This is a genomic window from Hymenobacter montanus (genome assembly GCF_014699115.1).
GTDB classification, from domain to species: Bacteria; Bacteroidota; Bacteroidia; order Cytophagales; family Hymenobacteraceae; genus Hymenobacter; species Hymenobacter montanus.
In genome coordinates, this window is sequence record NZ_JACXAD010000035.1 from 14,675 (window position 1) to 38,879 (window position 24,205).

The 24,205-nt window shown below is 60.3% G+C and carries 17 protein-coding genes and 2 pseudogenes; 4 read left to right on the forward strand and 15 right to left on the reverse strand.

The genetic code is table 11. The features are described 5' to 3' along the window. Nucleotides 1-8 precede the first annotated feature (8 nt). Nucleotides 9-710 carry a hypothetical protein gene (locus IC235_RS20935; RefSeq protein ID WP_191007169.1) on the forward strand — a complete coding sequence of 234 codons (702 nt, stop codon included), beginning with the start codon at nucleotides 9-11 and terminating at the stop codon, nucleotides 708-710. A gap of 647 nt (nucleotides 711-1,357) precedes the next feature. On the opposite strand, the pseudogene IC235_RS22910 reads toward IC235_RS20935, so the two are convergent. The 3 genes and pseudogenes from IC235_RS22910 to IC235_RS20950 form a co-directional block, all read right to left on the reverse strand. Then, a pseudogene (locus IC235_RS22910) lies at nucleotides 1,358-1,519 on the reverse strand (YkvA family protein); the annotation flags it as partial. A gap of 449 nt (nucleotides 1,520-1,968) precedes the next feature. Next, nucleotides 1,969-3,162 carry a S1 family peptidase gene (locus tag IC235_RS20945; RefSeq protein WP_191007170.1) on the reverse strand — a complete coding sequence of 398 codons (1,194 nt, stop codon included), beginning with the start codon at nucleotides 3,160-3,162 and terminating at the stop codon, nucleotides 1,969-1,971. Nucleotides 3,163-3,255: 93 nt separating this feature from the next. Continuing rightward, the gene (locus tag IC235_RS20950) at nucleotides 3,256-3,864 is read right to left on the reverse strand and encodes an RNA polymerase sigma factor (protein ID WP_191007171.1); all 609 of its coding nucleotides are present in this window, start codon (nucleotides 3,862-3,864) and stop codon (nucleotides 3,256-3,258) included. A gap of 137 nt (nucleotides 3,865-4,001) precedes the next feature. Between IC235_RS20950 and IC235_RS20955 the strand changes: the two genes are divergently transcribed. Next, nucleotides 4,002-4,277, forward strand: coding sequence for a hypothetical protein (locus IC235_RS20955; protein ID WP_191007172.1), 276 nt, complete (start codon nucleotides 4,002-4,004; stop codon nucleotides 4,275-4,277). Nucleotides 4,278-4,427: 150 nt separating this feature from the next. Here IC235_RS20955 and IC235_RS20960 read toward each other — a convergent pair whose 3' ends face one another. The 3 genes from IC235_RS20960 to IC235_RS20970 form a co-directional block, all read right to left on the reverse strand. After that, a complete protein-coding gene (locus IC235_RS20960; protein WP_191007173.1) occupies nucleotides 4,428-5,465 on the reverse strand; it encodes a 5-methylcytosine restriction system specificity protein McrC in 1,038 nt (345 codons plus the stop codon). Between the two features lie 73 nt (nucleotides 5,466-5,538). Beyond that, complete coding sequence (locus IC235_RS20965) at nucleotides 5,539-6,843, reverse strand: AAA family ATPase (protein WP_191007174.1); 1,305 nt, start codon at nucleotides 6,841-6,843, stop codon at nucleotides 5,539-5,541. Nucleotides 6,844-6,955: 112 nt separating this feature from the next. Continuing rightward, nucleotides 6,956-7,828 (reverse strand): hypothetical protein, encoded by an 873-nt coding sequence (locus tag IC235_RS20970; RefSeq protein ID WP_191007175.1) that lies wholly within the window; start codon nucleotides 7,826-7,828, stop codon nucleotides 6,956-6,958. 140 nt (nucleotides 7,829-7,968) lie between these two features. Between IC235_RS20970 and IC235_RS20975 the strand changes: the two genes are divergently transcribed. After that, the gene (locus tag IC235_RS20975) at nucleotides 7,969-8,946 is read left to right on the forward strand and encodes an isopenicillin N synthase family dioxygenase (RefSeq protein ID WP_191007176.1); all 978 of its coding nucleotides are present in this window, start codon (nucleotides 7,969-7,971) and stop codon (nucleotides 8,944-8,946) included. Between the two features lie 141 nt (nucleotides 8,947-9,087). On the opposite strand, the gene IC235_RS20980 is transcribed toward IC235_RS20975, so the two are convergent. The 9 genes and pseudogenes from IC235_RS20980 to IC235_RS22330 form a co-directional block, all read right to left on the reverse strand. Beyond that, nucleotides 9,088-9,378 (reverse strand): hypothetical protein, encoded by a 291-nt coding sequence (locus IC235_RS20980; protein WP_191007177.1) that lies wholly within the window; start codon nucleotides 9,376-9,378, stop codon nucleotides 9,088-9,090. Next, entirely contained in the window at nucleotides 9,363-9,740 is a 378-nt protein-coding gene (locus IC235_RS20985) for a hypothetical protein (RefSeq protein WP_191007178.1), read from the reverse strand. The genes IC235_RS20980 and IC235_RS20985 overlap by 16 nt, the downstream gene beginning before the upstream one ends. A gap of 194 nt (nucleotides 9,741-9,934) precedes the next feature. After that, entirely contained in the window at nucleotides 9,935-10,540 is a 606-nt protein-coding gene (locus IC235_RS20990; protein WP_191007179.1) for a hypothetical protein, read from the reverse strand. 73 nt (nucleotides 10,541-10,613) lie between these two features. Further along, a complete protein-coding gene (locus IC235_RS20995; protein WP_317173627.1) occupies nucleotides 10,614-11,744 on the reverse strand; it encodes an RHS repeat domain-containing protein in 1,131 nt (376 codons plus the stop codon). Between the two features lie 121 nt (nucleotides 11,745-11,865). Next, a complete protein-coding gene (locus tag IC235_RS21000; RefSeq protein ID WP_191007181.1) occupies nucleotides 11,866-12,471 on the reverse strand; it encodes a hypothetical protein in 606 nt (201 codons plus the stop codon). A gap of 73 nt (nucleotides 12,472-12,544) precedes the next feature. Beyond that, nucleotides 12,545-18,046: a DUF6443 domain-containing protein gene (locus tag IC235_RS21005; protein ID WP_191007182.1), complete on the reverse strand. Its 5,502-nt coding sequence runs from the start codon at nucleotides 18,044-18,046 to the stop codon at nucleotides 12,545-12,547. Between the two features lie 89 nt (nucleotides 18,047-18,135). Further along, nucleotides 18,136-21,507 (reverse strand): RHS repeat protein, encoded by a 3,372-nt coding sequence (locus IC235_RS21010; protein WP_191007183.1) that lies wholly within the window; start codon nucleotides 21,505-21,507, stop codon nucleotides 18,136-18,138. Nucleotides 21,508-21,530: 23 nt separating this feature from the next. Next, nucleotides 21,531-21,782 (reverse strand): annotated as a pseudogene (locus tag IC235_RS22325) (transposase); the annotation flags it as partial. Nucleotides 21,783-21,940: 158 nt separating this feature from the next. Next, nucleotides 21,941-22,276, reverse strand: coding sequence for an IS5 family transposase (locus IC235_RS22330; protein ID WP_223847461.1), 336 nt, complete (start codon nucleotides 22,274-22,276; stop codon nucleotides 21,941-21,943). Between the two features lie 578 nt (nucleotides 22,277-22,854). Here IC235_RS22330 and hemW point away from each other — a divergent pair. Then, nucleotides 22,855-23,991 carry a radical SAM family heme chaperone HemW gene (gene hemW, locus IC235_RS21020; RefSeq protein ID WP_191007184.1) on the forward strand — a complete coding sequence of 379 codons (1,137 nt, stop codon included), beginning with the start codon at nucleotides 22,855-22,857 and terminating at the stop codon, nucleotides 23,989-23,991. The last annotated feature ends 214 nt before the right edge of the window (nucleotides 23,992-24,205 follow it).

The following is a 24,205-nucleotide window of genomic DNA, read 5'->3' on the forward strand; positions in this document are numbered from 1 at the left end:
GTACGTACATGAGTAGTACGGTCTTACACCAAGCCTTTCGTTACCATTGTTTAGAACGGATAGCCGCTGCGGAACCCAGCGCCGGCCGGGACATCCACGCGTTTGTGCAATGGTACGTATGGTCACAGTTCTTAACGGAGGCCGAGCAGTATACTCCAGATGATTTCTCTTCGGAAGCGGAGGCGCAGGAGGTACTTAAATGGATTGTGCAAAGCACCCAAGTGTATTGCCAACAGCATTATGCCAGGCGAGTGCCCCGAGCGATTCAGGAAGCGGACGACCGACTCGTGCAATCCTTCATTGACCAAGCAGGTGAGCAGGCTACCGCACTTTTACAGACGGCAGCTACCAGGGTGGATACTCCGCCCGTGCCATTCCGCCGGGTGCTTACCCAACCCGAGTATCGGGAAGTATGGAGTACTTTCCAGGATAAGTGGGGTAAGCAGCGAAGCGGTCTATACATGGATCTACCCATTGATGCCCTTACGAAGCACTTATTGCAGCGAGGCGATACCCGCCTGTACTACCTCCACCCGTTTGCTCACCTGCAAAGCTATACCTTAGCCGCAGAGTGGCTAAATAAAATGTTTAGCTACGATGACGGGTACTGGATAGCCCTGGATTTTAGCTGGTATATTCTGGCCGATGGCAATGGGTACCCCAAAGTGGGAGGCCAGTGGTTGGAAGAATGGCTCAAGCATCACGGATAGGCGAGAATTAATATATAATAATATAAATACAATTTAACCGGGTTTCCTGCTATGCCCTTGCTACGTAATAACCCATCCTTCGAGCCTAGTTCTTTTGTTCCCTTTTAAGGCGTAAAATCAGTTATTAAAACGGAAAAGACCCCGGTCACTTTTTGGCCGGGGTCTTTTCCGTTTTATCGTTTAGAGTAGGGCTCAGCCTTTGGCGGGTGGGCTGGAGCATCCAACCCGCTAAGAAGTTAGCGCACGTTGCCGCCCGTGTCGAGGTTGCTGGCATCGGTGGCGTTACGGCTGCCTTCCCAGGCCCGCACGGTAGGGCCGCTGGTGGCACCCGTGGGCTGAGCATCGGGGCCGACTTCGTGGACGGGGCGGGGGCTGCTGCTTTCGGGCGTGCCCAGGCCCGAATCGGTATTCGGCGCCGCTGGAAGATTGGTGATACCGGCGTGCTTGGCCGACTCCTGGGCCAACTGGGCCCGGTCAGCGGGGGCCGCCGGAGTTGCCGGGCTGCTCGTCATGGAGGCCGCCATTTGCTCGGCGGCGGCCTTGTGGTCCTCAGCGTCGGGATTGCCTGCTACGGCCAGCGCGGGGCGAGTCAGCTCCCATTCGTGAAACTTGTCCATCTCGGTTTTTAGCGTGGTCGAAAACCAGGCCACCAGGGCAACGTCATCGAGCAGGCCCAGCACCGGAATAAAGTCGGGGATTAAGTCGATGGGGCTCAGGAAGTAGATAAGCACCGCTACTGCCGCCGCGATGGTGGTGCCCGGGACGCCCGTGTACTCGCCCGAAATCGAGGCTTTGATAAGCCGGAACATGGTTTGGAGCGTTTCCCAGGCTTCGTGAGCCAACGTGCCTACGTCATTTTTCTCGCTGGCTTTGTTGTAGGCATCCGTCAGCAGCTTCTTCAGGCGGGTGGGCTGGCGGATGTAGCCTTCGGCCGTCCGCAGAAACTTCTTGAAGAGGACCGAGCCGGCAACGTCGTTGCCGGTGGGGGGAGTTTGTTGTTTTTGAGCCACGGAGTGCGGAGTTAATGAATGCAAAAAGAAGAAAGGGGTAGCGGGCAATACTCGAGGTTAAATACTGATTTTCGGGGTTCTGGGTTGTTCAGAAGGTCGCCGTCGGTAAACCACAAGGCAGCGCCAGGAGCTTGTTTTCGGAACGAAGGTATTAGCAGCTTTTTTAATGGAGCCCGGAAGAAGCAAAGGCCTGCCTCCGTGAAGAAACAGGCCTTTGAAAACCGCCCGACAAGTGCCGGGAGTACCGCTTATTCAAACACCTTTACGATGAATACAAACTCCTGCAGCTTTTTGATTTGTTGGGGCCGGGGAGCGTAAGCTAACTGGCCGTAGCGGGGGAGATGGTAGGGCGCGACCGGCTTGGCGGCGGCCAGCGAATCGACCAGGCGCATCAGATAGGACGACTTGGTAGCAAACGCCGTATTCTGCGCATCGTTCTGGCGTCCGCTGACCACGCCAATAAGGTTGCCGCGCTCATCAAGTAAGGGCCCCCCCGAATTACCGGGATTCACCGGCACGCTGACCTGGTAGAACGCCGTGTCGCCCTCGAAACCCGAGCGGGCACTCAGGGCGCCTTCGCCGTACACTACGTCTTCGCGCGGGTAGCCCAGCGTAAATACCCGCTCACCCAAATCCACCTCCCCGGCCTTGATGGCGTAGGGCAGGCGGCCGAAGCCCAGGAACTTTTTATCGGTAATGCGCAGAATAGCCAGGTCGTGCTTCACATCGGAATACACGGGCTCTGCGTGGTAGCGCTGCCGGTCACGGCCTTCAACTAACAGCGAGTCGGCCCCCTGAATAACATGATAGCTCGTCACCAGATAGCCGTCTGAGGTCAGCGCGAAGCCGGTGCCACTGACTTTGTTCTCCTTGGGCACCACGATACCCGCCCCAGCCTTGTCGACCTGATTCAACAGGTCTTTCTGATTCTTTTTAATACGCTCCACTTCCCGGCTCAGCACGGTGTAGCCGTACAGCGAAGGTTTGGTGTTAGCGGCCCGCCACCACTCCAGGCCCAGCAAGGTGCTGAACACGGCCAGAATTGCCACCGAAGCGGCCACGCCCACGGTAGCGCGGTGGCCGTTCCAGAATTCGCGCAGCTTCTGCTCGGTGCGCGAAAGGCGCAGCATCGGATTCACCGAATAGGTTAGCGTAGCCGGCTTCTCGGTCGGGGGAGTAGCGATATACTCTTGCGCGGTATCGGCCGCCAGCATGGCCGCGTGCATGCTCCGCAGCTGCTGGCGCACGTTTTGGCGCTCACCATAGGCGCGCAAAGTGCTGGTCAGCTCGGTGAAGTCGGTATAGCGCAGGGCCAAGGCAGAGTCGGCCGCCAAGCGCGCTTCGAGATTGGCGCGGGCCGGCCCGGCCAGCTCGCCGTTCGCGTAGGCTTCAAATAAGGCGTAATAGTCTGCTTCGGTCATCATCTCGTAATTGTCAGCCAATAGTTTTTGGTGTTAGTTGATCATCAATAGTTTAATAGTAGTAGAAGCCGTCTTAGTTAGCAATTGACAACTCACAACTAATTATTAAAAACGTTAGATAGGTGCTTCTTTATAGTGGGCGAAGAATAATTTTTTCAATCGGACCAGGCATTTGTATTTCTGGTTTTTAGCATTGTCAGGGTTGGTGTAGCCAAATTCCGCGGTTAAGTCTTGCATCGATTTATCGAGCAGGTAAAATCCTTCCAGCAAGGAACGACAAGGTTCGCCCAAGTGGTTCAGGGCCTCGCTCATGGTGGTAAAGCGGCGGTCCTGTTCCTCAGCGGCGAGCAAGTCTTCCTCGGCCCCCGTATTCAGGTAGGGGCCGTGCTCCTCGTCGTCGAGCAAGCGCACGCCGAAGCGGCTTTTGCTCGTCAGACGCTTGAGCCACAACCGGCGGCACACGGCGTAGAGGTAGGTTTTAATCTGGCAGCTCAGCTCCAGGGAGCCATCGCGCAGCTTTTCATAAAACACCATCACGCCCTCCTGGTACACGTCCTGGGCATCGTCCTCCGAACCGCTGTTTTGCAGCACGAAGTGCGACACCATCGGCCAGTGCAACCGGTAAAGGTGAGCCAAGGCCCGCTCATCGCCACCGCGAATAGCGGCAATCAGCGCGTCGTCGGAAGGAGTCGAAGAAGAGGATATCGAATTGCCCCTACTCATTCATCTTTTGCCGTTAATACAGGGGCGGGCCACAAGTAACCCGCTGAAAAAATATTTTTCTTGGCCGGGTTACCTTTTCGATAAGCCAGGATAAAGGGTGTTTTTTAGCTAACCCATTTTCAAAATTACCCTCAAAAATGAACAACCTGTTCAAAGTTGCCGCCCTGGGCCTGGCCCTGACCGCTGGTCTGTCGTCGTGCGAGTCGAAAAAGACCGAAGAGACTACTACTGTTGAGACTCCTGCTGCTGGCACCGAGGCTACCACGACCACCACGACCACTGACAGCGCTGCCACTACTACGGCTCCGGCTGCTGACGCTACGGCTCCCGCTGCTGGTGCAGCTGCTCCTGCTGCTGGCGCAACGGCTCCCGCTGCTGGCACCACTACTACCACCACCGAAGAGAAGAAGTAATTGGCTGCTGGCTGGTGCCAGCGTCAAGCTCATTTAAGACAGCCCGGATTTTCCTATTGGAAGGTCCGGGCTGTTTTTTGCCTAGATTCAAGGTAATCTATCCTCGCGCCAACGGGCCTCGAAGGGGCTAAAATCTATTAAAAGCCGGCTCTACTCTATCAGGCTCAGCAAATCGGCCGCGATACCAACCCAAGGCTGGTGCAGATTGAGGGTGACGACTCGCACCGCGTGCCCGCCCAGGGTGTAGCGCAAGTCGATGGACCGGGTAGCTGCGGGGTACAGCAGGATGCCTTCCAGCGTTTGACCGGGCGCCGGCCGCTGGTTTTGTAAGTAAGCGTAGAGCTGGTAGAGGTGGGGCGCGATGAGGCGCTGCCGGTCGTAGCGCGGACGCAGGGCCGCCGCGTAGTATTTCGTGTCGAGGATGATTTTGCGATCGGGCGCGTCGAGGGTAATATCGGTGAGCATGGTAGGCAGCAGGGCCAGGTCGTTGGCCTGGCCCTCGGCTTGCCAGGCGATGGTTTCGGCGTACACGCGGTAGCGGCGCTGCTCGCGGCGGAAGAAGTTGCGGGTGAACTGTTCAAACAAGCGCGCCATTAGAGTTTCGTCGCGCCGAAAATCGATGAAGCGGCTGCGGCCCCGGGCAGTGGGCTCGGGCAGGGCGGTTTGCCACACCAACTCACACACGTGCAATAGCAACGCCGCCTGGCTGCTCGGCCGCTGCCGACGGAGCTCCCGAAACGTAGCCGCCGTAGGTGCAGCGGCCGACCCAGTGGTGAGCGCGGCGGGGAATCGGCGGCGTACCTGACTTACTTCGCGGCGCAGGGCCAGCGGCAAGGTAGCCGCTCTGGCCAGGGTAGCCAACGTTTGAGCCAGCAGGCGGTGCAAGGGAGAATGAGGGCTTAGCTCATCGAAGGTGCAAACGACGCGGCCTCGCTCCAGCAAGCCCTGGCTCATACTGGGGGCCAGCTCAACGCGACCGCGCACACTGGTCAGCTCGGTTTCCTGGGGTTCAAACGTGCGCGGCAGGCCCGTTTTAAGCAAACGTTGGGTGGCGTGGAGCAGCACCTGAGCCAGCAGTGCCAGGGGCCGATGAAACGGCAGTGACTCGGTAGCCTGCAGCACGGCGGGCTCGGGCAGGCGATTCCAGGCGTAACAGAGGAAATAGTAAAGCGTGGATAGGGGTATCACGAATTTGACGGAGCGAGTTTTACCCGGAAAAAAGGCCTGTAGAGAAAGAAACAGGCGTCGCTACTTTGGCTATTCAGGCCAGCAGCTTGCGTAGCTGCGCGGCGGCGGTAGCCGGCTGCTCGCGCCAGTAATCAGCCAGGAGCGGGCCAATTTCCTGCTCTATAATTAACCGCAGCCACGTGGCTGCCTGTTCCGGCTCGGGTGGTGGCTGGCAGAAATAGCTGTGCCCGACTTCAAAGTCCCGGCCTAGCTCGGGGTCATCGGCAATGGTTTGGTTGAGGGCCGATAGCCGGGTGCACAGCTGCTCGATCAGGGCGCTGGGTACTTGCCGGGCGGCCAGAAACCGCCGGAGGGGTGGCCCGAACTGCGGCCGCAGCTCCACGAAGGCAAAGCGCCGGCGCAGGGCGTAATCGAGCGGACTGAGGGAGCGGTCGGCCAGGTTGAGGGTTCCGATAACGTACAGGTTATCGGGCACGAAGAAACGCGGGGCTTCGGGCGGGGCGTAGGGTAGGCGCAGGGCGTGGGCCGGGCCGCGCTTGTCGGCTTCCAGGAGCAGGAGCAGCTCGCCGAAGATGCGGGGCACGTTACCGCGGTTCACTTCGTCAATCAGCAAAAAATACGGTCGGTCCGGGTCGGCGGTGGCCCTTTGGCACAGCAGCGGCAGCACCCCGGGCACCAGGTGAAAGCGGCCTTTGGCATCGGGGCGAAAGCCCAGCATAAAGTCTTCGTAGCCGTAGCTGGGATGAAACTGCACCAGCTCGAGGTGGCTTTCCTCCTGGGTACCCATCAGCAGCCAGGCGAGCCGGCGCGCCAGAAACGTTTTGCCCGTGCCCGGGGGCCCTTGCAGCAGCAAATTCCGGCGGCGGGCCAAGCCCGCCAGGGCGGCATCCAGTTCCGTTTCGGTAACAAACAGCTCGGCCAGGGCGTCGGCGCGGGTATAAGCCGGGGCCTCGTACGGGGCGAGGGGCTCCGCCGCGGTGCTGTCTTCGTCGGCCTCGTGAGCCAGGCCCGTGTATAGGTCTTTGGTTTGCTGCTGGGCGGTTTCGTCGCCATCCTGGGCCGAGCCTGGCGTGAGGACCGGCCGCTTCGTGCTAATGGTGAAGTCGAGGCTTTCCAGCAGGGCGTTGGTGGCGGCTCCGCCCGGCCGGGGCCACCGGGCCGTAGGGTTGCCGGTGGCCAGCCGGTAGGCCAGCTCCGCCACGGCGCGAGGCGGGTAGCGGCGCCCCCGGTACACCAGCTCGTACAGGGTGCTGGGCGGGAGGGTACGGCCTTCGCGCGCTAGCTGGCGCAGGGCTTGTAGCACCTGCTCGCGGGTGAGCAGAGACGACGAGCCCGGCGGGGCCGTAGCAGCGGTAGCGTTAGGAGGAGCGGGGGGCATGGCGGGCAAGGTAGAGCCGGAACGACAAACGGCGGCACCTGGAAAGTAGAAGCGTCATGCGCACCTGGGTAAAAACAGCTGCACATGACGCTCTAAGACAGCCAGTAAGGCCTTACGGAGCTACGGTGAACGTCCGGGTTACCGAGTTGTAGGGGCCGGGAATCAGATTGCCCGCGGCGTCGATGAGTTCTAGCTTCACGGTGTTCTGGCCGGCGGGCAGGCCTTCCATCTGGTAAGGCATCCAGCGGTCGAGCAGGAACTCCGACCCGTTGATGGTGGCCCGGACCCGGTTGCCGCCCGGTTCCAGGGTGGTGTTGACGAGGTAAAAATCCAACATGATGCACTTGGCATCGGCCCCCGAGTACGTGTCTTTCGGACGGCTATAGAAGAGGTTAGGGGCCTTGAGGTCGATGATGGGCGTGGTGGGAGGCATGCCACTGCCCACGTTGACGATGCGGAGGTCGTAGGCCCCGGCGTGTTTCAGGCTCTCGTGGTAGGAGCGCGATAAGAATGAGAGCACGACGTGCTGCCCGTCGGCCAGGGGTTTGGTAAACTTGGTCTCGTAGTGGGCCGTGTAGGGCTGATTGTCGACGATGTTATGGATGTGCTGGCCCTTCATGGAGTTGGCCATTTGGGCCATGTGCGGGCCCCCGCTCATTTTGGTGAGCTGAAAGTTGCTGACGGTATATTCGAAGGCGACGTTGCCGCTGGGTACGCTGGACATGGCGATGGGCGTTTGGAGCCGTAGCTGAGCCTCCGCAAACTTGGGCGAGTCGCCGAAGGGCGTCAGGCGAATGCCATTTGACTCCATGCTTTCGGTTCTGCTGGCCCCGCTGCCGCTGGTACTGCCACCGGCTTGGCTCGTGGAAGCGGGGCTGCTGTCGGTGGAACTAGCGTCGTTAGCAGAAGATTTAGCTGTTTCGCAGCTGGCTAGCAGCGCCAACGTAATGGTTGTGCTGCCCAGCAGCCAAGTGATGCGTTTCATGTAAAAAGTTCTCAGGAAAATGTAAATGGTAGCGTGAATCACGCTGCTTACGTCGGAGCCCTACCACAGGGTTTTGCTTAACTTGCACCGACGCTCACGGTGGGGATTAAACGGCCCCAAAGTACAATCTATATTTTAACATGCAAGACCAACTTCTCGACCAAATTCCCTCGCTAGATCTCGCCGATTTTCGGTCGGATGACCCGTCGCGCAAGGCGCGCTTCGTGCAGCAGCTCGGCGAGGCCTACCAAAACATTGGCTTTATAGCGCTGAAAAACCACGGCCTCAATGACGAGCAAACCAAGCAGCTGTACACCGATGTGCAGGCCTTTTTCCAACTGCCCGACGAAACCAAGCAGCGCTACGAGAACCCGGAACTGGCCGGGCAGCGCGGCTACATCAGCAAAGGTAAGGAGCACGCCAAGGGCCGCAACACCGGCGACTTAAAGGAGTTTTACCACGTGGGGCAGGTGGTAGAGGACGAAACCGACCCCATCAAAGACGAATACCCCGAGAACATTTGGCCCGCCGAAGTGCCGAGCTTTAAAAACAGCACGTTCACGGCCTACCGCACCCTCGAAGCGGCGGGGCAAGACGTGCTACGCGCTATTGCGCTGTACCTGCACCTGCCCGAAAACTACTTCGACGACAAGGTGAAGCACGGTAACAGCATCCTGCGTCCCATTCACTACTTCCCCATCGAAGACCCGGATGCGGTGCCGGCCGATGCCGTCCGGGCCGCCGAGCATGGCGACATCAACCTAATTACCCTGCTGATGGGGGCCAGCGCCGACGGCCTGCAAGTGAAGCGTCGCGACGGCCAGTGGATTCCCATTACCGCGCTGCCCGACCAAATCGTGGTGAACGTGGGCGACATGCTCCAGCGCCTGACCAACGGCGTGCTCAAGTCCACCATCCACCGGGTGGTGAACCCTCCCCGCGAAAAGATGAACACCTCGCGCTACAGCATTCCTTTCTTCATGCACCCACGCTCCGAGATGAGCCTGGCGGCCCTGGAGCACTGCGTGACACCTGATAACCCGAAAAAAGAAGCCGACATCACGGCCGGTGAATTCCTCAATGAGCGCCTGATCGAGCTGGGCTTGAAGAAGAAATAAGCACCTTCGGCACCTGAAAGAAAACGCGGCCCATCTTCTGAGGATGGGCCGCGTTTTTTGTGGCGCAGCAGGGTGGTTTCAGCTGGGTGACAGAGGTATTGTCCAGTGCCGAGCCGGATATGAATGGTTATGTTGGGTAACCTAGCCCTGGGGCGGTGATGCGGGCGAAAACCAGAAGTTGTGCTGCACGGCTTGCGGATAGAGCCCTGGCGCCGTGATGCTGACCGTATCCCCCCGCTGCACGGGCAGTTGTTTCAACGGACCCAGCGGCTGGGGCGTGCTGCCCCCCGCGTTCAGCCGAGCCACATACTGGCCCGAGCGAGCACGTGCCCACACTGGCTGAGCCACGGGCGGGCTGACCGAGAGCGAGTCGAACTGCCGCCGCTCGCGCGGAGCATCACCCGGCTCCAGACCCGCTACGTAGGTGCGCACCTGCCCAGGCGGTAAGCCAGGCGCAGGTTGCCCAGGTGGTCCTTGAGCGTGTACTCGCGCTCGTGGCGCACGGCCCCGCTGGTGGGGTTCAGGAACCGCAGCACCCGGCCTTCGGCATGGGGAAAGAAGCGCAAGCTGTCCTGCTCGTACTGATACGGTCCCAGGTAGTCCGTCCGCTGCATGGGCTTGCCCGTCTGGTACACCAGCTTGGCCACTTTCTGCCCCGACGCCGAGTAGCGGAACACCAGCGAGTCCGCCCCCTGCCCGAAGTGGATCAGCCGAGGCAGGCTCAAGTGGTTGTAGGCGATGCCGCTGATGCCCTTGTTGCGGTCCTGCGTCAGGCTCCCGTTGGCATCATACACATACTCCTCGCCCAGGCGCGTGCTCCCTTCCTGGAAGTCCCCGGCTAGGGAGCTCGGCGCCCCCTCGTAGCCCCGCGGGCGCGGCAGTTGGTTGCTCGTTACCTGGTCGTCAACGGCCAGTAACCCGCATCTGCTCCATCACTTGCCTTCGCTTACCTAGCGAGCTCACCATCGCAACAAGAAAGCATAAGAAGCTAGTAAGGAATATAGGTTTTGGGGTTATAGCCGGGACGAAATACAGTGGGTTTTCGAGGGGCAAACAGGTCGATTGCTTCCGGACTTATTGGGCGGCGTACGGCCTTAAACTTCGCTGTTGCGGGTGTAAAGAGTTCTCCAATATCGAAATGACCATAGAATTTTACGAAATTCGGCAGTTTCTGATAGTTAAACCCGCTGAAATACACGTAGTCCGCAATTTGTCCCTGATGCATGAACACCCACAAGTTGTCATCTTCATGCACGTTCTCTCCCCCTGGCCACGGCGTTCCGATTGCGCGGCTAATGCGTTCAACCACCGTAGTGGTGGGAAATACATAGAGGGTGTCCCAGGGGAAGTTGGCGACTTGGGCCACATCAATGGTCAGGCTGTCGCCGATGGGGCGGTCTTGAACGGCACTAATGGCCTGGGCAACCCGCTTCCGAAGCACTTGGTTTTCCTCGGGTAGCGAGTTACAGGCCGACAGGGTGAGCAACGCCCACCCGATAGCAAGGGTCTGGAACTGGCTGCGGCGTGGAAAAGTAGCCCCAAACGATAGCTGATTGAAGCACTTGTATGAAGGGAAAAGGAAGGTGCAAAACATAGTATACGAAATGGAGCAGCGTTGAAAAACTACTAATTGGCCCTGCCGACAGGAGACTAAAGATGCGAACAGCCTACCGGACGTGCTCGAGTTTAGCCGCTTCCTCTCGGGCTCTGGCTTGTTCTTGGTACTGCATTTGGTTAATGACGCCCTGGATCAGTTTGACTTGTCCCCCCGTTAGTTGTAGGGTGACCGGTTTGTTGGCGCCATTTAAAACGGTGAGCTTGCCGGTGACGGCCTTTGTGAGCAATTGTCCCACCAAGGCCGAGGGTTGAGCGGCCGGATACTGCTTGGCGACCTCTCTGCCCACCGCGTTATTACGCAAGTCCATTTGAGTGTTGCCCCCCTTGGCCGCAGTATCTGGATTCTGCTCGTGGGCATCGCCAAATTCTTTAGCCCGTTGCTGGCCTACATCTTGCGCATTCAGGGCCGAAAATAACCCATGTTTAAACGCGTTGGTGATGCCCCCATCTAATCGTGGCTTTGAAGGGTTGCTTGGGTCTTGCTCTATGCCCGATCCTGCCATTTGGTCTTGGAAGGATTCTACGTAGGTCTGGTTACCATGGATAAAAGCAGCATCCAGTGGATGTTCCGTAGCCAGGGCTTTTTCCGAGTCGTTTAGCTTTTGATAAGCCCGTCCAATACCGGTGTGCGCCTGCAATTGTGCGCTCATCCAAGACATCGCCGTGCTAAGTGCACTTCCAATCCCAATTCCGGTAATTGCGGGCCCCGGGGCCATCCCGTCCGTATCGAGAAACCGCAACGGATTGTCAAAACTGAACGTGTAGGGAGACCAGCGGGACATCTTCTCCGCCACTGGGTCAATGCTGGTCCAATGTGGGGCTTGGTTGTCATAAAAACGGGCCCCGTAATCCGACCACCCCACTCCCAAATCCACTTGCCTTTCCTTGCCATTGAACTGATACTGGTTCAACGGCTTCAGGCCAGGAGTAGCCCTGCTCACCCCAGCTAGATCGAGGCCGTACGGGTCGTAGTGGTTTTCCTGCACTTGTAGTCCTTGGCGATGCTCGACGGTGACATCGTCAAAGAAAACATCGACGTTGCTCTCGTTGCCCACATAGGCACTCACGTACCCGTCCTGCGGCACGACCACCTGCAAGCGCAGCGACTCATAGTTGTTCAACGCCGCCGCACTCAATTGCTGGGTCTGCTGGCTGACCAGGTTGCTGTCCGCGTCAAACACAAGCAAGCGCACGTAGCCCCGGGGCACGTCCCCGCTCAGTTGCGGCACCGACGCCAGCCTCGCCGCCACGCCTACTTGCTCACCTCGTCTAGCTCACCATAGAAATAGAAGGAATGAAGTGCTAGTAAGGAATATAGGCTTTGGGGTCATAGCCGGGACGAAGTACAGGCCTATTTTGAGGGGGAAACAGATCGATCCATTCCGGACTGATTGGGAGGCGTACGGCCTTAAACTTCGCTGTTGCGGGTGTAAAGAGCTGGCCAATACGGAAATGGCCATAAAATTTTACGAAATTCGGCAGTTTGGCGTTATTCACCCCCCTGAAATATACGTAGTCCGCAATTTGTCCCTGGTGCATGAACACCCACAAGTTGTCATCTTCATGCACGTTCTCTCCCCCTGGCCACGGCGTTCCGATTGCGCGGCTAATGCGTTCAACCTCCGCAGTGGTGGGAAATACATAGAGGGTGTCCCAGGGGAAGTTGGCGACTTGAGCCACATCAATGGTCAGGCTGTCGCCGATGGGACGGGCTTCAACGGCACCAATGGCCTGGGCAACCCGCTTCCGAAGCACTTGGTTTTCCTCGGGTAGCGAGTTACAGGCCGACAGGGCCAGCAACGCCCACCCGATAGCAAGGGTCCGGAGTTGGCCGCGGCGTGGAAAAATAGCCCCAAACGATAGTTGGTTGAATCGCTTGCATACCGAGAAAAGAAAGGTGCAAAACATAGTATACGAAATGGAGCAGCGTTGAAAAACTACTAATTGGCCCTGCCGACAGGAGACTAAAGATGCGAACAGTCTACCGAACGTGCTCCAGTTTAGCCGCTTCCTCTCGGGCTCTGGCTTGTTCTTGGTTCTGCATTTGGTTAATGACGCCCTGGATCAGTTTGACTTGTCCCCCCGTTAGCTGTAGGGTGACCGGTTTGTTGGTGCCATTTAAAACGGTGAGCTTGCCGGCGACGGCCTTCGTGAGCAACTGCCCCACCAAAGCCGAGGGTTGAGCGGCCGGATGCTGCTTGGCGACCTCTCTGCCCACCGCATTATTCCGCAAGTCCATTTGGGTGTTGCCCGCCTTATCTGGATTTGCCTCATGAGCATCGCCAAATTCTTTGGCCCGTTGCTGACCTACATCTTGCGCGTTCAGGGCCGAAAATAACCCATGTTTAAACGCGTTGGTGATGCCCCCATCTACTCGTGGCATTGAAGGGTTGCTCGGCTCTTGCTCTATGCCAGATTCTATCATCTTGGTTTGGAAGGATTCCACGTAGGTCCGGTTACCATGGACAAAAGCAGCATCCAGCGGATGCTCCGTAGCCAGGGCTTTTTCCGAACTGTTGAGTTCCTGATAAGCCCGTCCAATACCGGTGTGCGCCTGCAGTTGGGAGCTCATCCAAGACATCGCCGTGCTAAGTGCACTTCCAATCCCAATTCCAGTAATTGCGGGCCCCGGGGCCATCCCGTCCGCATCGAGAAACCGCAACGGATTGTCAAAACTGAACGTGTAGGGAGACCAGCGGGACATCTTCTCCGCCACTGGGTCAATGCTGGTCCAATGTGGGGCTTGGTTGTCATAAAAACGGGCCCCGTAATCCGACCACCCCACTCCCAAATCCGCTTGCTTTTCCTTGCCATTGAACTGATACTGGTTCAACGGCTTCAGGCCAGGAGTGGCCCTGCTCACCCCAGCTAGATCGAGGCCGTACGGGTCGTAGTGGTTTTCCTGCACTTGTAGTCCTTGGCGATGCTCAACCGTGACGTCGTCAAAGAAAACATCAACATTGCTCTCGTTGCCTACATAGGCACTCACGTACCCGTCCTGCGGCACCACAACCTGCAAGCGTAGGCTTTCATAGTTGTTGAGCGCGGCTTGGCTCAACTGCTGGGTCTGCTGGCTGACTAGGTTGCTGTCGGCGTCAAACACGAGCAAACGCACGTAGCCCCGGGGCACGCCCCCGCTCAGCTGCGGCACCGCCGCCAGCCCCGCCGCCACGCCTACTTGCAGCAGCGGCAGTCCCCCGCGACGCACGCCATCGGGCGGCGTCGGCTGGCTCGGGGCGGGCTGCAAGAGCCCGGTCAGGAACGAAGCCAGCGAGAACCAGAAGTTATGCTGCACGGCCTGCGGGTAGAACCCCGGCGCAGTCACGCTCACCGTATCGCCCCGCTGCACGGCCAACTGCTTCAACGGACCTAGCGGCTGCGGCGTACTGCCCCCCGCGTTGAGCCGGGCCGCGTACGAGCCCGAGCGAGCACGTGCCCCCACTGGCTGGGCCACGGGCGCACTGACCGAAAGCGAGTCGAACTGCCGCCGCTCTCGTTGCGCCTCGCCCGGCTCCAGGCCCGCTACGTATGTGCGCATCTGCCCCAGGCGGTAAGCCAGGCGCAGGTTGCCCAGGTGGTCCTGGAGCGTGTACTCGCGCTCGTAGCGGACTTGCCCACTGCTGGGGCTCACCCAGCGCAGCACCCGCCCTTCGGCATGGGGGAAGAAGCGCAGGCTGTCCTGCTCGTACTGATACGGTCCCAGGTAGTCCGTCCGCTGCACGGGTTTGCCCGTCTGATACACCAGCTTGGCCACTTTCTGCCCCGCTGCCGAGTAGCGGAACACCAGCGAGTCCGCCCCCTGCCCGAAGTGAATCAGCCGGGGCAGATTCAGGTGGTTGTAGGCAATGCCGCTGATGCCCTTGTTGCGGTCCTGCGTCAGGCTCCCGTTGGCATCATACACATACTCCTCGCCCAGACGTGTGCCGCCCTCCTGGAAGTCCCCCGCCAGCGAGCTCGGCGCCCCCTCGTAGCCCCAGGGGCGCGGCAGTTGGTTGCTCGTGACCTGGTCGTCAACGGCCAGCAACCGGTTGCCCGCATAGCGGTACGTCAACGCGTCCACCGGCCCGTACTGCGCCGGGGCCAAGCGCGTGGCCCCCGCCAGCAGCCCGCGCCGCCGCAGCGTGGCGATATTGCCGTTGTCATCATAGCTGACGAAGCTGAGCCGGTAGCGGTCTTCCTCCGCCCGCCAGGCCCCGTTTAGGCTGCCCGCCCCACCGAGTCGGGCCACGAAGTCGCCTTGGAGCAGGCGGTTGAGCGGGTCGTAGACGTAGCCGTAGGCCCGCTGCACCCCGTCGCGCCCCCGCCAGGTCTGCCCCGTCAGGTTCCCGTTATACTGCTCATATCCTTGGGTGAAGCCCCGCTCGTAGTGCAGGCTCAGGCTGAACAGGTCCCGCGGGTCCGGCGCGTACGGGTTATTCACGCTCGTCAGCCAGCCGCGAATGTTGTAGGTGTAGTCCACCTCTTGCCGCATGCGGCCCGTGCCCACGGTCTTCGTCAGCGACTGCCCCAGCTCGTTATAGGCCACCTGGGCTATGGGCGTGGGCTGGGCCTCGCCCGGCAGTTGCTGGCGCGTGCTCAGCAGCCGCCCCGTGTGGTCGTAGGTAAAGAACTCGCTGACCACCACCGGGGCATGGTTGGGGCCTTGGTGTACGCTCACCGTCTGCACCGGCTGGCCCGTGAAGTTCAGGCGGGTGGTCACCACGTCCGTGCCGCCCCGGGCGTTGGTTGCTTGTACCTGCACGGGGCGGGCCCGTTCGTCATAAAAGGTGGTCGTTGTCAGCCACGCACCCGCAGCGTTGGCCGCCACGCCCAGCACTCGTGTCTTCGTGCGGGTGATTAGACTTTTGGTCCGCAGTACGTCGGCCACCGGGGCCATGCCGGCCGCGAACTGCCCGTCCAGGCTCGGGTCGTAGGCCACATCCGCCGTGCCCTGGGCGTCAGAATCGAAGTTGTAGTCGTCGTAGTAGGTGACCGAGAGCACCTGTCCAGGCCCGAAACCCTGTTGGCCCAGGCGCGGGAATGCCTGGTCGGTGGTGTAGAAGTGGGCATAGGCACTGCCGTTGCTCGTGCGCTGCTCGTACTGCTGCCCCGCCTCGCGGTTGGCATCAGCCAGCGCCTGCAGCGTCTCCCGGTCCACCGTCTGGGCGTAGGTCACCAGGCCGGTGAGCACGACCCGCCCCAGCACGTCGTACTTGCTCCAGCTCCACTCCCGTCGCCCCCGCTGGGCCGCGTCCTGGCTCAGCACCGCCCGGTCCAGCTGGTCATACACCACCCACATCTCCCCCTCCGTGCCCGGCACCTGCTTGGCGATCTGTCGGCCGCGGGCATCAAAGCGGTAGTGGAACAGGAAGGGCACGGCACTGGCCGGCAGGGCGGTGGGCCGGTTGCCCAGGGCCAGCACCCGCTTGGTGGCTTCGGGCTGCAGCACGTAGCGCTTGTGGCCAAAGTCGTCGTAGACATACGCCGTGCGCAGCCAGCGCCGCCGCGTGTCCGCCCCGCTGCCGGTGCGGGCCCCTTCCACCTGGCGGAGCACAGTCTGCCCGAGCTTATCTTTCCACTCGATCGTGGCGTAGCCCCCACCCCCGGGCCCGGTCTGCTCGTCGGTGGTCTGCACCCCCCACAGCTCCCCGGGGGCGTAGTAGCCCTGGTAGCCGGGGTCCCGGTCCTGGGCCTCGTAGCCCGGGACAAAGCGCGGCACCGAGTCCTGGGCCGTGTTCGGCCGCTCCAGCCGCTCTTGCGCGTGCCCGCTGGTCAGCTGCCAGCTCTCGCCGGGCGCCGCTTGGGCCAGCACCCGGTTCAGGGGCGAGGGCTCGAACAGGGTTTCGGCGTAGGCCACCCCCGTCGGGGCCACCCCCCGGGCCGGGTCGTCGGCCGGCAGGGGCCCGAGCCCGGTCGGCTGGTAGAACTGCGCCTGGGCGGTCAGGGCCTGCACGTGGTAGCCCTGGCCCGTGGCCTGGGCCGGATCAGCCGGGTAGGGCAGGTACTGGCGGGGCTCGCGGCCCAGCCCGTCGTAGGCCTGGGGCTGGACCAGGTCCCGCCGCTGGGGCGAGGCTTGGTGCTGCACCGTCTGCACGGGCCGCCCCAGCCCGTCGAGGTACACCGTGCGCACGGTCACCGAATCCACCGGGGCCCGCGGCACCCGACTCGAGTCGGTCAGCGCCTCGCGTGGGGTCCAGGTGCGCACGAAGTTCACATCGCCCTGGGACGGAGCGTTCCAGTCGATGAGCTCGGCGAGGAGGGGGAGGATGGCCGGGCCCCGGTTGGTGTCGTCGGGGCGGTTGCGGGCCAGCGGGGGGTAGGGCAGCAGGTCGGCATAGACCATCGCCGAGTAGAGCTCGGTCGGGGCCAGGGCCCCGTCGGTGAACCAGCGGTTGTGCTCGGCTCGGCGGTAGGTGCCCTGCTCGGCGGCCGTGGCCACTTCCCAGCGCTTGGTGGCCAGCGTATCGCCGGGCAGGTTCACCCACTGCCCGGCCACCAGCCGCTGCCACTGGTAGCGGTAGACGTGCGCGGCGGCCGGGCCCGGCACCCGCAGCTCGAGCACGCCCCCGGCCAGGTAGCGGGCCGTGTCCACCCCCACCGGCGGGCGCTGCTCCCGCCCGTCAATCAGGTGCAGCCGGGGCTGGCCCGGGCCCTGGTAGAGCTGCTCGAGGCTGGCGAAGTCCAGCCGGTTGCCCGCCAGGCTCAGGTCGGCGGCCAGCCCCGTGGCCCCGCCCAGCTCCTCGACGCCGGTCAGCTCGTTGTCGGCCAGCGTGAGCAGGCGCAGGGCCGGGCGGGTGAGCACGGCCGCCGGCAGCGTGCCCGAGAGCCGGTTGCCGTGCAGGGTCAGGTGGAACAGGGTGCTCTGGGCCCCAAGCGTGGCGGGCAGCGCCCCGCTGAGGCGGTTATTGCTCAGGTAGAGATAATTGAGGTGCGTCAATTGCCCCAGCTCGGCCGGCAGGGGCCCGCTGAACTGGTTGTCGCTTTCGTTGGTGATCGCCAGGTTGACCAGGCCCACGAGCGGTCGCAGCGAGCCAGTGAAGCGGTTGTGGGCCAGGTCCAGGTAGTTGAGCCGCGTGCACTGGCTCAGGGCGGCGGGCAAGTCTCCGCTGAGTTCGTTATAGGACAGGTTCAGGTTGGCCAGGGCCGTGAGCCCGCCCCAGGGCTCGGGTAGCGGGCCGGTGAGCTGGTTGTGGCTCAGCTGCAGCAGCTCCAGCTGGGTGAGCCGGCCCAGGTCGGCCGGCAGGGGCCCGCGCAGGCCGTTGCTATTCAGCACGAGCTGGGTCACGTCGCCCTGGCTGACCGTCACCCCGTACCAGGTGGCGGCTTGGGCCAGGGTGGTGCCCGTGAGCCAGTTGGTGCGGGTGGTCCACTGCGGGCCGTTGGTGGCGTGGTAGAGCTGGCGCAGCACCCGCAGCTCGGTCGTGTCGGCCACCTGCCCCTGCTCCGCCGGTACGACCTGCGCCTGTGCCCCCAGGGCTGCGGCCAGGATAAATATAATGCTCATCAACAAACGATTTCCAGTACGCGGAAAAGAATAAAGAGCAGCCATAAGGAGCGAAAAAGCAGAGGGAAAGAACAAGAGGGAGCCGGGCCTTAGTGGCCGGCATAGTGATACTGGTGCTGGGAGAGCACCTGGCCTTGATCATCGCGGGTGCGTAGCAGTCGATTGAACAAGTCGTACTCGTAAGTAGTGGTGCGCCCATCGGGCGCCGTTTGGGAAGTCAGCCCCACCAGCGGTGCATGCGTGAAGCTGGTGATGCGGGCTTGGAGCAGGCGCTGTCGAAGTTGTGTAAAGGACGTTCGCAGCTGAGTCGGATTGGTCACTTGGCCCAAATCGGAAGCGCTCGTACCCATCGCCGACAACGCCGCCTGCACTTGGCTGAAGGCAGCGTTCTCCACGATGGCGATGGGCAAAGCATTCCGGTAGCCCCACAGATATGTAGTTGGAGCATCCAGGGCTTTCTGAATCTGCTGTAAGTTCGCCGTTATCAGGTCGTAGCGGAGCTGGGCCTTCGACACATAACGTCCGATGGGGGGCAGGTTAGGGGCTGAGGCCCCAAGGTTGGCCGTCGGCTGCGCCAATTCCAAGGCCAGCTGGGTTACGGGCAAAAAACCGCTGGTGGAAGACGGCTGCGCGTATTCTGTGTAGCTACCCCCAATGGTTTTAGCCTGGGCTAAGGTCTCTTGAGGGCTATAAATACTCGTAATGGATTCAACAACCGCACTGTGTTGATACTTGGTATCGCTACGCATCTCGGCCAATGCACCTATCGGAACGGCCGTATAATCTCCCGGGTAAGTCAGACTGGTGACCAGCGTCGAGCCATCACTGCGCTGGGTTTCCGTACGACTCAATTGCAGGTGCCCCTTGTTACCGGTATCGTAAAAGTAGGAGGTGCTGGTTTCCTGGAAACGAGTATCGTCAGCCGTGTCATACTGCCGCTCAACCGTATTAGTCTTGCGAATAAAGTGGGAGAGTATATAATATCTGTGGAGAGGAAATTTGCAACCACTGCAGCGAATGGTAATACCTAGTCCGCCCTCAGTTATTGCCGCGATGGGTTCGCGCACCACCCCCCGAATGCGAACTTCATTGACGGCTTCGTAGGAATCTGCTACCTCACTGATTTTGGAGAAAAGCCCGTTGTTACGGCGGTAGTCGGTTCGACTGGCTAAGAAACCGTTCAAGGGGTAAGGCAAGGTTGGTACGCCCGCTATGCGTTCCTGGTATTCGTATACGTAGTCCTCTTGATTATAATATTGATACACTGTCTTTCCGCCTTCTCCTTGTTGGCCCCGCACCTCTTCGACTAGGCTGTATCCAACCAATGCGCCTTGGGCGGTATTGCTCAACTGAATGTTGCTGGAAGAGCTTGATTGGAAAGTTTGGCAGGGTATTTCGCCGGTTGGCATCACCATATACCGATGGTACCGTGGCCGACTCATCAGGATACCCTGAGAGGATAGATGAGTTCCTAAGTCATCCCGCACGGTTTTGTCATAGTTAAAACGCCGGATTAAGCCGGGGTTTACGGAGGTGCCATCTTCGTCTATAATGGAGGCTATCCGTACACCCCCACCCACTTTTTTATAAGTGGCGACGTAAGCTTGCTCTCTTATGTCAAGGGAGATAAAAGCTAGCTTATAAACGTCTCCGATGCTGGCTGATGCCGATAACTGATAGTGACCCGGGGGTGCGTTTAGCGTTGCCGCGAAGGCCCCTACTCCACTATTAGCGACCGACCAGGTGGAGCTGAACGAGCCATCCAACTGACGCAGTTGCACGTAGGTATACTCGTCGCGGCAACTCTGATTGCATCCTTGAATCTCTAGGCGCACCGACACGTTTAGCGTTGTACTTCCGCCAATCACTCCCGGGGTTGGCTGAAGGGTAAACGTTGCAGGACCTTGCGTTTCTACGGATCCCGTTGGAAAAGCGCGCTGGTAGGCAGTTACCGTCCGGGTAACCCAGGGGCGCTCATCTTCCGGACGGATGTTGCCGTACTCGTTGGGTTCGTACGTAAACCGGGTTTTACCGCCGGTTGGGTACTGAATCTGTTCCAATATGCTGGCGGTCACCGTTGCCGGATTTGGTTCTCGGTTGGCTCCGGCAAATGTTATGCGTCGGTTACTGATGGGGCTTATGCCCTCGTAGCCGGGAGCTAGCGTGCGGTTATCAGCGCCATTGAAGAAATCCCAATGGTCGCGGCTGTAAGAGGTTTTATAGGGCAGTGGGCGGCTGTTATAAATAAATCGATGAGGCGGTTTGGCTTGCCCACCACTTCGTTCGATGAGCTGGTCCAGCCGTAGTCGCTTCCCGGCATAAGCGTGCTCTGTGGCCGAATACGAGTAATTAAAAGTGCCTTGTTGTTCGGTAGGGCTTACGAAATAGCTGGCGACGAGCTCAAATTCTTTGATGGGAGCTGCCAAGCCGCGCTCATAAATTTTGACGAATTGTAACCGTTGGCCATTGCGCAAATCTTCGCGCGTTTGCGCGTCCCGTTCGAATGTGACGTACCCCGTGCGAAAATCAATACGACTAAGGTAGAGTTCGTTGACAGCGGGCGTGGTATAGGCGCCACCAACAGGTGGTGCGCACGCTCCCCCCGCGCTCTCCATCGTAACAACTTGGCTTAAAGAGCTGACCTGAAAAACGGAGGTAGCCGCGTGCGCGTAGGTAAACGTGACTTCTTCCCCCGCGGGGGAAACAATTTTGGTTAGGTACCAGCTCTGGCCGTTTGACTCTCCGCCCGAGCTTATATAGCTTGTGAATTCCGCGGCGAAGAACTCATACCGAAAGCCATCGGCCGTTCGAATGGTGAATCCCGCTCCTCCGGCAGCCGGTGGCAAGTCGATTTTAACTTTTGCTTGTTGTAGTAATTGGGGTGTGCCCTGCTGGTCAAGAACGAATTTTCCGGATTGAGAAAGGAAATTATAAAAAAACGCGTCCGGCTCCCAATCGGCTTCTACGCTCGGCGGTTCATAGCAGTAGTCAACGGGTCGGCCACCAGCTTTAAAACCCGAGCAACCTGAAGTGTAGCCCGGATATGTGCTCGGGTAATCGAAATCTGGCATCGGGTTAGTGCTATTTTGATTTAACCCTGGGAGTAAATCATCCCGACCACGTATCGTGTGGCCCACAACGCCTCCTGCCTGTAACGACCAGCCCAGACCGACCCAGCTAGCTTCTTCACCCACCCGGTTGCCCCCCGCATGGTAGCTTAAGCTAATCGGCACGGTGATGTCACGAGACTTGATTTCGTAAAGCGGAATAGAAATAGTCGGCACCCCCGTGTACGTGCTAACAGGGACTTCCACGTATTTCCCCAGCGCAGCTACCGTAGGGCTAGGCGAAAGAATAGTAGGAAGCTGAGGGCCGCGAGTGGGCTGGGTATGTCCCAGCAACGGAATGAGCCAAAGGATGCCGGCCAGTAAACAGACCAAGCGAGTAGCGTTTTTTGCCATACCTAGTTAGAGTGTGTGGACAGTTAGCGTATCCAATCCAAGGCTGCCAGTAGGTGAGCGGTCGCTAAAAAGGAAACGGCGGTTTTCTCATAGCGGGTAGCGACTCCTCGGGCTTCTTTGAGGCGGCCAAAGAAGCGTTCGGCCTTGTTGCGGTCGGCATACAGGTTCTGGTCATAGGCCCGCCGCTCGGTGCGGCTGGTTTTGGGCGGCATGACGGGCTCAGCCTTGTATGCGGCAACAGCCTGCAACACGGCATTGGTGTCGTAGGCTTTGTCGGCGACGACGGCTCCGGGTGGCTAGCGCAAGGCAGCCAGCAACACAGGCAGTTGCGTGCAATCGGCCCAATGGCCCGGCGTCAGGACTAGATGCAGACAATTGCCCAGCGCATCGACCACGGCGTGCAGCTTGGTGGAAAAGCCGCCCCGGCTACGGCCTAACCGTTCGGCTGCGGGCGTACTTTTTTTTGCCCTGCCGCGGCTTTATGGGCCTTGACCATGGTCGAATCCACCAGCACCCAGGCGTAGTCGGGCTCTTGCACGGCCTGAAACAGCGCTTCCCATACCCCGGCACGTGCCCAGCGGCGAAAGCGCCGGGCCACCGTGTTCCAGGGGCCGAACCGCTCGGGCAGGTCGCGCCACGAAATACCGGTTCGCACGCGGTAAAGCACCGCGTTGACGAACAAGCGGTTGTCTCGGCCCCGACTCAGCCGCCCCAGCGTGTGGGGTTCGACTACCTTCCATTCTTGTTCACTTAATTCGTGGCGCCGCATTCGCCAAAGCTAACGCTTACTGTCCACACTCTCTAGATGATAGATACAAAATTAAATAATAATTCTATAAATAACCTAAAATAATGAAAGCTTCCCATTGGGGAAATATTTATCTTGCCGTGAATGTTGGACAAAAGCTACTCTACTGTAGAGCTCGTTCAGCTGCTTGTGCCAGCTACCAGCCAACGGCTGGGGCAGCTGTCCATCGCGTTGCATCCTCTGATTTGTTCCTCTACCGGTTACCGTCCATAGGCGGAGGTGTCGTACTGCACATCCGAAACGCGGGTAAGTTGCCGAGTGGTGCTACTCAACCTGATGCTGCTTCAGCCTGCAGCGGCCGGTCGAAACTTCTCTCCCGGACGATTTAGCCCGAACGAAGCCATAGTGCTGCCTTAATCAGCGGCCGCCAGCCGAAGTATCCTGCCTTTATTTCAGTTGGCCAGCTATGTAACATGCCGGGCCAAGCCAGCCACCAGCCGGAGTACGCTACCTTTATTCCCCGCTTACTGACACAACTGGCGGGCACTCGTTGTTCCGCTGCTACCCGGGCGCGGGATAGTCCCGCGTCGGCGCTCCTCATGGCTGGCCTTTATCTCCACATCCCTTTCTGCAAGCAGGCCTGTCACTACTGCGACTTTCATTTCAGCACCTCGCTGGGGCTGAAAAGCCGGTTGGTGGCGGCCATCGTTCGCGAGCTTGAGCTGCGCCACGCCTACCTGGGTCCCGGCCCGCTGCTGCAAACCATTTATTTCGGCGGCGGCACCCCCTCGCTGCTCACCGAGGCGGAGCTCGACCAGATTTTTACGGCCATCCACCGCCACTTTTCGGTGGCGCCCGGGGCCGAAATTACCCTCGAAGCCAACCCCGACGACCTGAGTGCGGCCAAGCTGCGGGAGTTGCGGGCCGCCTCCGTCAACCGCCTTAGCATTGGCCTGCAAAGCTTTTACGAGCCCCACCTGCGGCTGATGAACCGCGCCCACACGGCCGCCGAGTCCACCACGGCCGTGCGGCGCGCCCAGGCGGCGGGCTTCGAAAACATTTCCATCGACTTGATCTACGGCGTGCCCGCCCCCGGCCACCACATTTGGGAGGCCGACCTGGCCAATGCCTTTGCCCTGGACGTGCCGCACGTGTCGGCCTACGCGCTAACCATCGAGCCAGGCACGGCCTTCGGCCACCGCTTACGGAAGGGCACGTTCCGGGCTGCACCCGACGAGTTCGTAGCCAGCCAATTCGAGCTGCTGCTGGCGGCCATGCGGGCCCACGGCTACGAGCAGTACGAAATCAGCAACTTCTGCCGGCCCGGCCGCGAGTCGCGCCACAACGCCAACTACTGGCGCGGCGTGCCCTACCTGGGCCTGGGGCCCAGCGCCCACAGCTACGATGGCCAGAACCGGCAGTTCACCCGGGCCCACAACCAACAGTACGTCGCCGCCGTGCTCGAGCGCGACGAAGTACCGGTAACCGTGGATGCGCTCTCGGCTACCGACCGGGCCAACGAGTACCTGCTCACCACGCTACGCACGGCGAGTGGCTGCGACCTGGCCCACCTGCGCACCCACCACGGCCTGGACCTGGCCACCACCCGCGCCGCCTACCTCGCCGAGCTGCAAGCCAACGGCTGGGCCCGGCTCACCAACGAGGTGCTCACCTTAACCGACGCGGGTAAGCTGCTGGCCGACCACATCACCCTCGAGCTGTTTAGCGCCGGGTAGCCGAGCAGAATGAGTTTAACAACAGCGTCCCCAGGCATTTCTTAACCTGATTTAAACGGTGTCGCCCTGGCTCGACCTGAAGTGGTGGCGCGGGCGGAAAAATGGGGGGCCGCTTTGCCTCCCGAGGAGTCGTTTCCCGGGTCTAGGGGAAAAAGGAAGCCGGGGAGCGCGAAAGCCGGGCGGGCCCTTGGCTCGCCGAGGGGGCCCTCCCCGG